Consider the following 13692-nt stretch of genomic DNA (forward strand, 5'->3'; position numbering starts at 1 on the left):
CGGGATTTTTCTATGTTTTATAATGATATTTTGTTATACGTTAAATTTAAAGAACATTACATCGCCGTCCTGAACGACATAATCTTTTCCTTCCTGGCGGTATTTCCCGGCAGATTTTATTTCCGCTTCTGAACCGTATTTTTTAAGGTCTTCTATAGAATAAACTTCTGCTTTAATAAAGCCTTTTTCAAAATCCGTGTGAATTACGCCAGCCGCCTGAGGAGCTTTATCTCCGTTATGAATTGTCCAGGCACGGCATTCATCCGCACCACCGGTAAAGAATGTACGGAGTCCCATTAAATGATAAGCTGCACGCGCAAGAACTGTAAGGCCAGATTCCTTCAATCCAACGCTGTCCATAAATTCCTTTCTATCTTCCGGAGTATCAATATCTACAAGGTCGCTTTCAAATTTTCCGCAGATTACGATTACTTCGCTCTTTTCTTCAGCGGCAACTTTTTTTACAGCTTCAACATATTTATTTGTGCCTTCTGCAATCGTATCTTCATCAATATTGCAGACAAAAAGCTGAGGTTTTATTGTAAGAAGATGAAGATCATAAATTCCTTCAAGCTCATCATCTGTCAAATCTGCCTGACGTGCGCATTTTCCTTCCTGCAGCAAAGGCAAAATTTTATCTACGGCACTGCGATAGCCAGCAAACTTTTTTTCTTCCGCCTTACCCATTGCGCGAATCTGACGTGTAACCTTGTCTTCGCGTTTTGTAATTGTGTCTATATCCGCCTGACAAAGTTCATAATTAATAGTAAGAATATCGCTCTCAGGATCAATCGGAGCGTCAGTTTTTGCATCTTCGCGAACATGCTGAATATCAGGATCGTCAAAACAGCGGACAACATGCGCAATTACCGAAGTTTCGCGGATATTTGCAAGGAACTGGTTTCCAAGACCTTCACCATTTGAAGCGCCTTTAATAAGTCCGGCAATATCTACAAATTCAACAGTCGCAGGAATTTTCTTTTTTGGCTGAAAAACGCCGGCCATAAAATCCAGACGCGCGTCCGGAAGTTCAACAACGCCGTGATTCGGTTCGATTGTACAAAAAGGATAATTTGCTGCTTCTGCAGGAGCACGTGTAAGAGCAGAAAAAATAGTAGATTTTCCGACATTTGGAAGACCGACAATTCCACAAGTTAATTTCATTTTTATGTTTCCTTAAATTTTAATTGAGAGCAAAATAGAGCTGTTCCAAAAAACAATTCAAAACAACTTCAAAAAAACAAGTTTTCGCTCAAAAAAACCGTCTAAATCTTACTCTTATTTTAAAAAATGCACAACTGCGCAAAAAAAACATATAAACCTCGGCATAAAATCATCAAAACTTGCAAAAAACTTCGGAGCACGTTTTTTAATATAACAAAGCGTCAATCAATAAAATTTAAATAAAAACTTTAGCGCGCCTTAATTTATTTACATATAATTAAAAAAGTAATATTCTTATAAGAAAACATTTACAGATACGATTTTTATCGCACCTGGTGGAGGAAAAATAAATGGCATTTGCTTTAAACCTTTATCCAGTTACTTACATTGCGCGCTACAATCCTGAAACAGAAAAATGGGACGAAGAATGGCTCGAAAGCGACAAAGTAACTTATGACGAATTGATGGCAATGTCGGAAGCTGACCGCAAAGCAGTTTTGGACAAACGCAATCAGATGGGACTTCCTTCTGTTTCTTACACTTCTCAGTACGCATACAGCTGTTTTGAAGGAATGAAAGGCTTTCCAACAAAAGACGGCGGAGTTGCAATTTTCCGTCCAGAAGAAAACGGAAAACGCTTTAACAATTCCATGAAAGGTCTTTACTGCCCGGCTTTTCCAGTAGATCAGTATGTAAAGGCATCTGTCGAATTTGTAAAACGCAACGCAGCCCTCGGCTATGTTCCAAAATACAATCCTGACTGGGAAAAAACCGACTATGCAGACGCAGATTCAATCTACATGCGTCCGTTTATGAATTCTGAAGGCGCAATCGGTGTTGGCTGTTCAAAACAGCCATATGTCGTAATCTGTGCAACAACAGTTTCTGCATATTTCAAAAAAGGTCTTGACGGCGCAGTTATCACAAACCGCATCCGTGCAACACCACACGGAACAGGCTACATCAAGTGCGCTTCAAACTACGTAATTTCCGCACTTGCAAAAAAAGAAGCCGAACAGGCAGGTTTTGTTGAATGCGTTTACCTCGATGCAGTTCATCACAAATACTTCCAGGAAGGCTCAAGCTGCAACATTTTCTTTGTTCTCAAAGACAAGACAATCGTTACACCTGAACTCGGCGACACAATTTTGCCAGGAATCACACGAAAATCAGTAATCGCCCTTGCAAAAGAAAAAGGCTACAAAGTAGAAGAACGCCCTGTTTCCGTAAAAGAAGTCCAGAAAAAGGCCGTTGAATGTTTCGTAACAGGAACAGCTGCCGGAATCAGCCCGATGTCATCAATCACAGATTTGAACGGCAAAAAAACAGTATTCGGCGAAGGCTTTGGACCAGTTGCAAAAGAACTCCAGCACGAATTAAAAGGCCGCCAGTACGGCTCGCTCGAAGATCCAAACCACTGGAACACAGTTGTAATTCCAGGAAACAAATAGTTTGATTTTTCGTTTTTAAAATAAAAATGGCTGTCAGAAAAAAACATTCGCTTTCTGACAGCCATTTTTTTATTCAAATATAAAAGGGCGTTCCCGGTTGCAGGCAACCGGTCAGGCTTTGCGCGGCTACGGCTTTCGCCTCCGACCAAATGCTTCGCATTTGTTTGCCTCCGGCACCGCTTCAATCCTTAACGCATCAATTTAAAAATCCTGCGCCAAGATTATTCATCAATTCAAAAAAGTGCGGAAAACTTACAGAACAACACTCTGCGTCCTTTATCGTCATTTTTTCTCCGGCAGGAAGAGCGAGCGCAAGACAGGCCAAAGACATTGCCATTCTGTGGTCTTTATAGCTTTCAACTGTTTCGCCGTGTAATTCTGCTCCACCGTGAATTATAAGAGAATCCTCTTTTTCCTCGATATTTGCCCCCAGTTTTGAAAGTTCAATATTCAAAACTTTTAGGCGGTCGGTTTCTTTTCGGCGGCAAACAGCCGCATCTTCAAGAACAACTGTTCCTTCGACTTTTGTTGCAATCGCGGCAAGGGCACAAACGGCATCCGGAAACGAATTCATATTTACATGAAGTTCGCCGTTTGGAAGGGATTTTGTCGAAAGTTTTCCATGTCCGTTTTTTGCGTATTTTCCGCCACAGACTGTCAAAGTATTCTGCTCTTTATCCCATTCAATATCCGCTCCGATTGATTTTAAAATTTCAACAATCGCATCATCGCCCTGAGTTCCGCTCGAATCAACATTTTCGATTGTAATTTTAGAATCGGTCATAAGAGCCGCAATCAACGGGAAAGCAACACCTTCCCAGTCGCTCGGAATCGTAACGTCAAAAGCCTTTAAGTTTTTTGGTCCATTTATTTCAATCTTTTTAAAATCATCAGAAATTGAACACGGAACGCCAACTTTTTCAAGCCATTTTTGCGTCATTGTAAGATATGGAGTTTCTTTTGGATTGGAAAGTTCCAAAGAAAGTTTTCCGTTCATTAAAATTCCAGCCATCATAAGACCAGAGATATACTGGCTGGAAACTTCGCCTTCAGTCTTTACAACACCGGGACGAACCGGACCTTTTACAACAAGCGGACAGCCGTTGTGACCGGGAATTGCCATTTCCGCCCTTGCTCCAAGTTGATTCAAGGCATCGGCAACGTGAGCTACTGGCCTTTTTCGGATTGACTCATCGCCAGTAAAAATACTAATTCCTTCAAAAGTTGCGGCAATTGGCGATAAAAAATACAAAAGCGAGCCGGAATTTCCCACATTCACAATATCGACCGGAAGATGGATGTTTTTTCCAGCACCTTTTACAAGCCAGCGAGTTCCTGGCTCACCCTCTTCCGAAAGATTTAATTCAACACTTGAACCAATCAAAGGAACTGCTGCCGCCGTAGAAAGACAGTCTGCGCTTGGAAGTGGATTTCTAATTACAGATTCTCCGTCTGCAAGTGTCGCAAGAATAAGAGCACGAATTGTATGAGATTTTGAACCTGGAACTGTAATTTTTCCAGAAAGATTATGTTTTGAAGCTCTAATATTCATTTGTTATCTGACCTTAAATATAATTCCGACAACGGCAAGCGTAATCAAAAGCTGAAGCATCATAAATTTGATCAAAACCTGAGTCGGCGACCAGCCGTGGTTTACGCGCATGTGGTCGTGCAAAGGAAATCGAATTTTTGAAAAAATACTGATATGAAAGAATCTTTTCAAAAAGACTTTCATCAATCCCATTCCGCCGTTTATAAAAATAATTGTCGAAGTTGCAAAAATCATGAACGGGTTTCCGCTGAGCATTACGCAAATTCCAATGTAAAAACCTAAGGCGCGGCTTCCGGCATCTCCCATAAGACACTTGCTCGGAAAAGCATTATGCCAAAGATAGCCCATCAAAACGCCAGCCAAACAGAACGTCATAACCGCCCAGCCCGCTCCCTGCGCAAAATGAGGAACCAAAAGATAAGCTGCAATGTCTTTGTGTCCGAGGATAAAATAAAAAATTACGCCGAGCGTCAAAAGTGCGATCAAAACAAGAGTTGAACTAAGTCCGTCAACTCCGTCCGTACAGTTAGTTGTGTTTACAGAAGTCCAAAGCATAACCGTAGAAATAAGAACAAAAACCCACGGATAGACAAAAATTCTGTGCGTAAAAAAAGGAAGCCAAAAATAAATTTTTCCATCGGAACTCTGCTGAATAAGATAAACAGCCATTAAAACAGAAAGAGCAACGGAAATCACCAAATCAAGAACAGCCTTGCGGTATTCGCCCCAACTTGTTACGCTGCGATCATCAAGAAAACCTGTCAGCATCATAAGCCAGGTCAAACCAAGCGCACATGCCTTAAACCAGTCCATTGGAACAAAAATCAGGCTGAGCAAAACAAAGACCGTAATAAAAAACACTCCGACACCAGTCGGCTTGCCTTTTGCCGCTTCAGCACTCACTGTAAACTCGCGGCCACGGTCGTGAGGCATATAAGTATAAAAATGCGGCATCAAATAACGAACAAGCAAAAATCCTGTATAAAGTGACAAAACAATAAGGACTGTGTACGACTGCAAAAGACGCGCAGGCCCAAAATATCGGTTCAAAAGACCGCCAATAGTATAAAGCATAGTGCTCTTATTTTACCGCAGACGGTCCAATTCTACAAGATTTAACACTGATTCAGATTTTTTTTGCAAAATTTTTATTTGCTTTAGCCGTTTTTAGCCGCATTTTTTTTAATTATTTCTGCAAAAACAAGGCGCAGAGAGTCTGAGCATCTGCAATCGTGTTGTGCAAATAACTGTACTCGTCAGGCTGGTGGCAAACTTCATCAATCGTAGACCAGATTGCCGCGTTAAAACCCAAATTACGCAATTCAGCGCCAACAGTTCCGCCTCCAATACCAATTGGAACAGCCTCTTTTCCATGTGCGTCCATAATCGCCTGCTTTAATTTTTCAACAACAGGAGCATTAACAGGAGTAGCCGGCGACTGAGATTTTTGAGGTTCGCTAATCTCAACTTTTACGCCGTATTTTTCTTCAATTTCGGCAACGCGCTTTTTAATTTCTGCCCGGACCACGTCCAAAGTATAGCAAGGCAAAATTCTGCAATCCATATAAAAAACATCATCGCCCGGAATTATATTCACCGTATCAACGTTGGTTTCTTTTTTTGTCGGCTGGAATGTCGATTTTGAAGGCGAAAATAGCTCATCCTCCGCATCAAAAAAGTTTTCGAGGTCATTTAAGCGCAAGGCAAGGTCGCAGGCAGCAAGATGCGCATTTTTTCCTTTTTGAGGCATTGAACCGTGGCTTTGCAAACCAATCGTATGAAGACGCAACCAGAGAATATTTTTTTCTGCAACTTCAATTGTTTTTCCTTCCGGGTCGCCGCCATCAGGAATCAAAATCAAATCATCTTTCTTAAAAAGGTCGAGATGCTCTTTCAAAAGAAATTTCATTCCGTATTCAGAACCAAATTCTTCATCAGCCATAAAAAACAATTTTACGGTATATTCAGGCACAATGTTGTTTTTAATAAGCTCAAGAGCCGCAAGAACTCCGCTCACAAGCCCCTGCTGATTGTCTTCAACGCCACGGCCGGTAATTTTGTCATTTTTTTCGTCATAGACAACTTTCCAAGGATCAGAATGCCACAACGAAAGATTTCCCGGCGGAACAACGTCCATGTGAGCCATTACAAAAATCGACTGCTCTTTTTTTCCAGGAATCGTAAGCATAAGGTTCGGGCGAACACCAGAAGAAACTCGCGAATCAGGAGCATCAAACTGTTTAAACTGATTTTCTTTAAAACCGCGTCCAATAAGCCAATTTTTAAGGGAGGCACATTTTTTCGACTCGCCGTCACCACCGCTTTCAGGAGCCATAGCCGGAATCGACGACAAAAGCGTCTGCAATTCAATAATTTCCGGTCTTGTTTTTTCAAGATTTTCTTTTAAAAGTTCAAAATTTTCATTCATAAAAATATCCTAGCACAAAAAAAATAGTTTTTCATTAGTTTTTGCCGCGCGCAACTTTTGCACTAACGGCTATCCGAGGCTACGGCGTCTAACGCGCCTTCGGTGCCCTGCACCCGCTTCCGCGGCCTCTTCTATCCGGCGCCATTTTATGCAAGAGAACTTGTATCAATCTTTTTTATAAAAAAATCCATATTTATCGCCATAAAAGCCCCGCAATATGCCGTTACAACCGCTCCGACAATCACGTAAAACCAGGTTAAATAGTCCGGATTCTGACTTTTTTCAAGAAAAATGCCCGAAAGCACAAAAAGCAAAATCATCAAAAAACCGCTCAAAACCCATCTTACCATCGAAACAGGCTTTAAATTTTCCATCCAGGAAGGATTTGTGCTTTTTATCGCGGAGCTCAAGAGCGAATCCTGCATTTCCGACTTCTGTAAAAGCGGCATTTGGACAATTTTTTCTGCTTTTGAAAGAACCCTTACTTTTGTGCGGCATTCCTTACAAAAAATCAAATGCAAAGAATCGTGCAATTCCAGGCGTTCGCCTTTGTCGAGCTCAAAAAACGAATTCATCACTTTTTCACATTTTTTACTGTTCATAAATTACACCTCGCAGATTGTCCGCCATAAGTTTTTTTGAACGGAATATGTAAGATTTTATTGTATTTACAGGAAATCCCGTAATTTCAGAAATTTCCTCATATTTTAAGCCATGAAAAAAATACATTTCCACGCACCTGCCGTAATTTTCCGGCAAAGACAAAACACATTCTCTAATCGTATCAAGCGTGGTTTTCCGGATTTCTTCTTCTTCCGGACCAAGGGCTTTTGACTGCAACATATCTTCGTTTGCAAGCGGAACATATTCCTGCCGGCGCGTAACAGAATTTACAGCCGAATTATATGCAATTTTTGTAATCCAAGTGGCAAAACTCGATCTGTAGTTAAATTTTGAAAGGTTCATATAAACCTTAACAAAAACTTCCTGCACAAAGTCGTCTGTATCATCAGGATTTCTAAAAAAACTCATTCCAAGCGCAACAACCCTTTTTTTATACAGTTTTATAAGCGTCTGAAAAGCCTTTTCGTTTCCGTTCAAGGTTTCTTTTATTAAAAATTCATCACGCTTGTTTATGAGTAATCTTTCAATGCCGTTAAGAGTTTTTCCTGCCATGAATATGACTGTTTTTTAATTTATTCCCAGTCATTCACCCTATAAAAAATTATTGCGCAAATTCCAATCGAAAAAGGAATCAAACCGCCAAGCAGAGATATAGAAATTCCGCCGAGCAAAGCAAAAACCACAGTCAGCATAAAACCAATTCCGGTCAGCAAAAGGCCGATTAAAAGTGAATACGCTTTTAAATTAAATTTTTCGCGTTTGTAAGTTCCGCTCAAAATCTGTCTGCGCACTTCCAAATGATGCCAGAGCAGCGAAAAAAACACAACCACACCGCCAATCGCAATTCCAACAATCGGAGTAATTGCAATAATAACCTGAGCCGCACTGCTTATAATTTTTTCTTCCATTTTTATGCCTCCTTATAAAAACACCGCGTTAGCGGCGAGCCACGAATATCATGCCATCTTATACACGCACGAGAATTCCATCTTCCAAATCTTTTTTGGCCTGAGCCTTTATTTTTGAATGCTGTTTTTTTCCAGTCGCCGTAAGAGGAATTTTTTCTACAATTGCAAAATAACGCGGTCTTTTGTATTTACTAAGCATTTTACTTTCTGCGCAAAATTCATTCAACTCTTTTACAGTAAGCGAAGGATCATCTGCAATAACATAGGCACAGACTGACTGTCCGCGCACCTTGTCAGGAACAGATGTTACAATGCAGTCTTTTACCTTTTCGTTTTCCATAATAGCTTCTTCAATTTGTGCCGGATAAATATTCTCGCCAGAAACAACTATCATATCGTCTTTGCGTCCTTTTACCGTCACAACCCAATCTTCGTTCCAAATGCCAGTGTCGCCTGTATACATCCAGCCCTTGTAAAACTTTTCTTTTGTCATTTCGTCATTGCGGTAATAAGAATAAGTTGATTTTGCCGGTGAATGAATTATGATTTCGCCTTCTGTTTCGCTGTCTGTAGGCACCAAATCGTCAGGTTCGGCTTTTGACCCGTCAGCAGGCAGGCGGACAACCCTAACTTCGTCGTCTGTGCAGCTTCCGCCAACAGAACCTGCTCCGTCAGGAAGATTGTACGGACGCAAAAATGAATTCCAGAAAGTTTCTGTAGTTCCATAACCGTTAAAAATATTTTCTGTCAGAACTGTTCTAAAGCGAATGCAGTCGGTGCGGCTCAAAGGAGCACCCATTGTTACGATTCCACGCAAACTGGAAATATCACGCGGACTTTTTTCCTGAGCACGGGTAAGCATTTCGAGATTTGCAGGAGCGCCCATCATAAAAGTAATCTTGTATTTTGAACACCAGTCCAACGAAGTCTGAGGCCTAAATGAACGCATTATTACAGCAGCGGCCCCAGCGTAAAGAACAGGACATACACCTCCAGAATGACAACCTCCTCTATGAAACCACGGAGTCATATTCAAAGTAACGTCATGAGGATTCATCGGATAATGCATAATTACATCGTGCGCAGAAAGAACTTCGTTAATATCGTTTACGGGAACAAATTTTGGAAGGCTTGTCGTTCCGCTCGTACAAAGGCGCAAAACTTCGTCGTAAATATGCGGCCTAAAATCAATTTTTGGTTCATCAACACTAGAGTTTTCTACAAAATCTTCGTACAAAATATGCCCTTTTGGCAAATCAACGCCTTCAATATTGTCAGCCATAATAAAAAGGCTTGGTTTCCAAAGGCAGATTGCCGCAGCTTCTTCCATCATTTTTGCAACATTCGCAGAATAAACTACAACTTTTGGCTTATTATGGTTTATCAAAAGCGCCATTTCGCCACTTGCGAGGTTAAAATTTGCGGCAAGAAAAATTGCCCCTATTTTTCGGGGACCTGTGTACATAAAGGCAAATTCCGGAGAATTCCGGAGAGCGCCCATAACAACATCGTCTTTTTTTATTCCTAATTTTTTTAAGGCATTTGCAAGGCGGTTTGCTTCAATATTAAGCTGTTTATAATTCCAGCTGCGGTCTGTATCAGGATCAATTATTGCCGGTCTTTTAGAAAATCTGCGGACATTCCGCATAAAGCCGTTAAGCCAAGTATATTCGTGTTCAAAAGTGTCCCGGAACATTGAATCATCATAGGTTGTTGCCATTGAATTTTGCGTCCTTATAAATCATAAATTTCGCACATAAATGCGTTCCTTTTAAATAGACACAAAAAAGAGAAAAAAGTTGCGGGGTTTGTTAAAAATTAAAAAAAAATCTTCTAAAAAATTCTCTCTAAAAAAATCATTTTCTTAAAAGTGTTGAAGCCGCTACAAAAAAGCACTTCGCAAAAACCGTGTTGTCGCTTTGCTCCAAGACGGTTTTGCTTCGCTTGCTTTTTTTTCGCGGCTTCAACCATTTTCCGCTCTGTTTTTCAACTAGATTTTTAACTTTTAAGCCGCTGCAAAAAAAACTCTGCCCATAATCCGTGCTGTCACTTTGCTCCAAGACGGTTTTGCTTCGCTTGCTTTTTCTCCGCGGCTTCAACCATTTTCCGCTCTGTTTTTCAACTAGATTTTTAATTTTTAAGCCGCTGCAAAAAAAATTCTTCCCACAATCCGTGCTGTCACTTTGCTCCAAGACGTTTTTGCTTCGCTTGCTTTTTATTTTTTTAACTTTCCGTTTGCCAGATATGCTTTCCAGGTTGAATCCAGCAATGTGTGAACGTCGGAATATTCAGGTTTCCAGCCAAGTTTTTCTCTTGCGTAAGCGGAAGTTGCAACTAGTTCTGCCGGATCTCCAGGACGGCGCTCTACAAAGTCAGCAGGAATTTCTTTTCCGGTGATTTTTCTTGCTTCTTCGAGCATTTCTTTTACAGAAACACCAGTTTCGCTTCCAAGATTACAAATCAGGCTTTCGTTGTTTTTAGAAATATAATCGAGTGCTTTTACGTGGGCTACCGCCAAATCCGTTACGTGGACATAATCGCGGATACAAGTTCCGTCGCGCGTGTCGTAGTCAGAACCAAAAACCTTCATTTTTGAACGCATTCCGCAGGCAGTTTCCATAATAACCGGCAAAAGATTGGCAGGATTCTGTTCAAGTCCGCATGGAAAACCTTCAGGATCGTAACCCGCAGCGTTAAAATAACGAAGAGCCGCAAATTTCAAACCGCGAAGCTTGTCATACCACGCCATAATTTCTTCAATATTTAATTTTGTAAAACCGTAGTAGTTTTCTGGATTTTTCGGATGAGCTTCATCAATCGGAAGATACTTTGGCTCTCCAAAAACCGCCGCGCTCGAAGAAAAAACCATATACTTGCAGTTGTGCTTTACTGCCGAATTCAAAATATTGATAGTTCCGTTCAGGTTGTTAATTGAATATTTTTCCGGTTCAACCATAGACTCGCCGGCAGCCTTAAAAGCAGCAAGATGAATAAAAGCGTCAAATCCCTGCTCAAAAGCCTTATCCAGATCGCGCTCAATCAGAATATTTCCGTAAATAAAATCATTTTCCTTAAAAAGATTCTGCCTCAATCCCGAAGAAAGGTTATCAAAAACCGTAACCTTGTGCCCATTCTTCATCAACTGTTTTACAACGTGCGAACCAATATAACCGGCTCCGCCAATAACCAAAACTTTCATTTTTGTCTCCGTAATTTTTTTCGGCGGTCCGGCTTTCGCCGTCGCTATGTCCGCCCTTCCGCTTACGCTTCATTGTTTTTTGACGGCAGTTTCGACAAAATCTCAACCGCCGCCCAAAAACAACTTCGGGGCTACCAGCGCTACCGCAAATTTTCAAAAAACAGTATAAAACCAAAAAAGAACGCTAGCAAGTCCAGAAAAGTTTTTTAACAAAAAACTAAACCTTAAAAAGCTCAACTTCCTCATTGATTTTTTCGAGAGAAGAGCCAACTCCGTCCGAAAGTCCGTTCAGTTTTTCGGCTTCCAAAGTTATCGAGCTTGCAAAACCGGCCATTTCGCTCACAAGCCGGCGCATTTTTGCAGCGCTTTCCTGCAAAGTTTTTGTTTCTGACAAGATAGTGCGGTTGTTTTCCTCGGTTTCGGCAGACGCATTCTTTACAGAATCGGAACTTTCTTTTAACAAAGCCAAGGTTTCGCTAATCTGGCTCGAGCCTTGTTTCTGCACTTCCATAGTCGAATTTATCGATTTTACAAATCCATCAGTCTTATGAATATTTTCAAAAACCGAATTAAACGCATTTTCAGAATCGCCGGAAACAAAAACAATTTCCGAAATCAAATCTCCAATCGCACGCAACTGCTCTCCAATAACCTTTGACTGTCCGGAAGAAGTTTCCGAAAGTTTTCTGATTTCATCGGAAACAACAGAAAAACCTTTTCCAGCCTCGCCCGCATGCGCCGCTTCGATTGCCGCATTCATTGCCAAAAGGTTTGTCTGGCTCGCAATCGACGAAATTATTTTGTTTGCATCCAAAAGTTTTCCAGACTGCGTCTGAATTTCTGCGATTTTTGAATTCATCTGCTTGTGTTTTTCAAGTCCTTTTCCGGCATTTGCCTCAAGATTTACAAAAGACTGAGAAAGATTTGAAACAGAATCATTTACAGAATCGATATTTTCAATCATCTGCGAAATACAAGAACCGGCATTTGTCACGCCTTCGTTCTGCTGCAAAATCATCTTTCCGAGAGAACTTATTTTTGAAGAAATTTGAGCAACAGTTTCCGAAGTTTCATCTACACTCGAGCCCTGTTCGTTTATCGAAGCCTCTACTGCTCCAATATGACGGTTGATTTCCTCAATCGATTTTACAATTCCCTGGATTGAAGCACGCAGAGTTTCGAGAGCACAACTAAGTTCATCTTTAGAATTCTTGAGGTTTAAAACCATTTGCTGAAGTTTTCCGATAAAAGCATTAAATCCGTTTTCTATATCCAAAATCAATTTGGATTTTGCGCCGGATTCGCTTGAATGAAGTCTTTTTGTCAAATCAGCATCGCTCGAGGCAAAATCTCCAACAGCCTTGTTCAGTGCGCTCAATGGCAGCAAAAAGTGTCTTGCCGTCATCAATCCCCAAAGCGCAAGCACAAAAATCAAGACAATCGCAACCGGAAAAGCCGCGCATGGCAGCGCAGTTTTTAAATTGTACGGAACAAAAAGCACCATTTGCCAGTCAACCGACGGAATCGGCGATACAACAAACGCTCCGCTCCGGCTCTTAAAAAAAAGCTCGTCTGTCGAAAACATATATTTTTGTTCAAGCGCAGGAACCGTTTCTGAAATTTTCGCCTTGTTTTCCAAAAGTTTTGTATCGGCGGCACCTGTAATTTCTCCGTTTTTGTTGTAAAAAAACATCTGATAATTGTGTCCGAGATTTTGATACATCATATCGACAAAATCAGAAAGATCAACTCCAGTTCCAACAAGACCAATTCCATTGCCCAGACCGTCGCGCACAATCGCGTCAACCCAAAGCATGGATTTTTTTAGCGCAATGTCGTAACTTACGATAAAAGTGTAGTCGTCTTTTAATTCAAGGCAAGTCGGAAACCATGAATTTGCAGGGTCAGATTTATCAAGAGTGTAAAGAACCTTGCCGTTGGAATAATAAAGCAAGTCTTTGTCAGAAATAGAAAATGAATTTTTCCCCTTGAACATTTCCTGATAAGAATGAATTTCTTCGGCAGCGCGTTCAGAAAGTTCCCGGTCAGAAGGATTTTCCATATAAGCAGAAATCAAAGGAGATTTTGCCATTTGAGTCGCAAGCAAAAGCTGACCGTCAAGATTGGAAGAAAACTCCAGTTCTTTGATTCTGGCAACCTGTATTAAAGTTGACTCTGTTTTTGAAAAGAAAACAAATCTTGTTCCAGCAACAACAAAAAAAACGGCAAAAACCGCAAGCAAACAAAAAAACAAATATTTAAAAACTGAAGAACAACGCTTTTTCATAAAAAACTCCCTTTTTAGACTATAAAATATTTTAAGCCATAAAAAAAATTTTGTCAGATTTTTTTATGTTTTTTTGTCT

General features: G+C 40.6%; 11 protein-coding genes. 1 reads left to right on the forward strand and 10 read right to left on the reverse strand.

What is annotated here, in order from left to right; genetic code table 11:
- Nucleotides 1–33: 33 nt before the first annotated feature.
- Nucleotides 34–1164: a redox-regulated ATPase YchF gene (ychF, locus tag B5D47_RS10190; RefSeq protein WP_078931743.1), complete on the reverse strand. Its 1131-nt coding sequence runs from the start codon at nucleotides 1162–1164 to the stop codon at nucleotides 34–36.
- Between the two features lie 350 nt (nucleotides 1165–1514).
- Here ychF and B5D47_RS10195 point away from each other — a divergent pair, with 350 nt between their 5' ends.
- Complete coding sequence (locus tag B5D47_RS10195; protein WP_078931744.1) at nucleotides 1515–2615, forward strand: aminotransferase class IV; 1101 nt, start codon at nucleotides 1515–1517, stop codon at nucleotides 2613–2615.
- Between the two features lie 196 nt (nucleotides 2616–2811).
- On the opposite strand, the gene aroA is transcribed toward B5D47_RS10195, so the two are convergent.
- The 9 genes from aroA to B5D47_RS10245 all read right to left on the reverse strand — a co-directional run bounded on the left by aroA (nucleotide 2812) and on the right by B5D47_RS10245 (nucleotide 13613).
- Nucleotides 2812–4167 (reverse strand): 3-phosphoshikimate 1-carboxyvinyltransferase, encoded by a 1356-nt coding sequence (aroA, locus tag B5D47_RS10200; RefSeq protein WP_078931745.1) that lies wholly within the window; start codon nucleotides 4165–4167, stop codon nucleotides 2812–2814.
- A 3-nt stretch (nucleotides 4168–4170) separates the two neighbouring features.
- A complete protein-coding gene (locus tag B5D47_RS10205; protein ID WP_078931746.1) occupies nucleotides 4171–5241 on the reverse strand; it encodes an MraY family glycosyltransferase in 1071 nt (356 codons plus the stop codon).
- Nucleotides 5242–5353: 112 nt separating this feature from the next.
- A complete protein-coding gene (locus tag B5D47_RS10210) occupies nucleotides 5354–6595 on the reverse strand; it encodes a M20 family metallo-hydrolase (protein ID WP_078931747.1) in 1242 nt (413 codons plus the stop codon).
- Between the two features lie 146 nt (nucleotides 6596–6741).
- Nucleotides 6742–7197, reverse strand: a complete 456-nt coding sequence (locus B5D47_RS10215) for a hypothetical protein (RefSeq protein WP_078931748.1) — start codon at nucleotides 7195–7197, stop codon at nucleotides 6742–6744.
- Nucleotides 7187–7771 carry an RNA polymerase sigma factor gene (locus B5D47_RS10220; protein WP_078931749.1) on the reverse strand — a complete coding sequence of 195 codons (585 nt, stop codon included), beginning with the start codon at nucleotides 7769–7771 and terminating at the stop codon, nucleotides 7187–7189. Before B5D47_RS10220 ends, B5D47_RS10215 begins: the two co-directional genes overlap by 11 nt.
- Nucleotides 7772–7791: 20 nt before the next feature.
- Complete coding sequence (locus tag B5D47_RS10225) at nucleotides 7792–8127, reverse strand: hypothetical protein (protein ID WP_078931750.1); 336 nt, start codon at nucleotides 8125–8127, stop codon at nucleotides 7792–7794.
- A 58-nt stretch (nucleotides 8128–8185) separates the two neighbouring features.
- Nucleotides 8186–9847, reverse strand: coding sequence for a class I adenylate-forming enzyme family protein (locus B5D47_RS10230; protein ID WP_078931751.1), 1662 nt, complete (start codon nucleotides 9845–9847; stop codon nucleotides 8186–8188).
- A 495-nt stretch (nucleotides 9848–10342) separates the two neighbouring features.
- Nucleotides 10343–11326: a UDP-glucose 4-epimerase GalE gene (gene galE / locus B5D47_RS10240; protein WP_078931753.1), complete on the reverse strand. Its 984-nt coding sequence runs from the start codon at nucleotides 11324–11326 to the stop codon at nucleotides 10343–10345.
- Between the two features lie 217 nt (nucleotides 11327–11543).
- Nucleotides 11544–13613 carry a methyl-accepting chemotaxis protein gene (locus tag B5D47_RS10245; protein WP_078931754.1) on the reverse strand — a complete coding sequence of 690 codons (2070 nt, stop codon included), beginning with the start codon at nucleotides 13611–13613 and terminating at the stop codon, nucleotides 11544–11546.
- Nucleotides 13614–13692: the final 79 nt, after the last annotated feature.

Source organism: Treponema berlinense, assembly GCF_900167025.1.
Lineage (GTDB): Bacteria > Spirochaetota > Spirochaetia > Treponematales > Treponemataceae > Treponema_D > Treponema_D berlinense.

What these genes read in the sequence shown, in the direction of transcription:
- ychF (WP_078931743.1), bottom strand. Translation starts at nt 1,164, where the DNA reads ATGAAATTAACTTGTGGAATTGTCGGTCTTCCAAATGTCGGAAAATCT.
- B5D47_RS10195 (WP_078931744.1), top strand. Translation starts at nt 1,515, where the DNA reads ATGGCATTTGCTTTAAACCTTTATCCAGTTACTTACATTGCGCGCTAC.
- aroA (WP_078931745.1), bottom strand. Translation starts at nt 4,167, where the DNA reads ATGAATATTAGAGCTTCAAAACATAATCTTTCTGGAAAAATTACAGTT.
- B5D47_RS10205 (WP_078931746.1), bottom strand. Translation starts at nt 5,241, where the DNA reads ATGCTTTATACTATTGGCGGTCTTTTGAACCGATATTTTGGGCCTGCG.
- B5D47_RS10210 (WP_078931747.1), bottom strand. Translation starts at nt 6,595, where the DNA reads ATGAATGAAAATTTTGAACTTTTAAAAGAAAATCTTGAAAAAACAAGA.
- B5D47_RS10215 (WP_078931748.1), bottom strand. Translation starts at nt 7,197, where the DNA reads ATGAACAGTAAAAAATGTGAAAAAGTGATGAATTCGTTTTTTGAGCTC.
- B5D47_RS10220 (WP_078931749.1), bottom strand. Translation starts at nt 7,771, where the DNA reads ATGGCAGGAAAAACTCTTAACGGCATTGAAAGATTACTCATAAACAAG.
- B5D47_RS10225 (WP_078931750.1), bottom strand. Translation starts at nt 8,127, where the DNA reads ATGGAAGAAAAAATTATAAGCAGTGCGGCTCAGGTTATTATTGCAATT.
- B5D47_RS10230 (WP_078931751.1), bottom strand. Translation starts at nt 9,847, where the DNA reads ATGGCAACAACCTATGATGATTCAATGTTCCGGGACACTTTTGAACAC.
- galE (WP_078931753.1), bottom strand. Translation starts at nt 11,326, where the DNA reads ATGAAAGTTTTGGTTATTGGCGGAGCCGGTTATATTGGTTCGCACGTT.
- B5D47_RS10245 (WP_078931754.1), bottom strand. Translation starts at nt 13,613, where the DNA reads ATGAAAAAGCGTTGTTCTTCAGTTTTTAAATATTTGTTTTTTTGTTTG.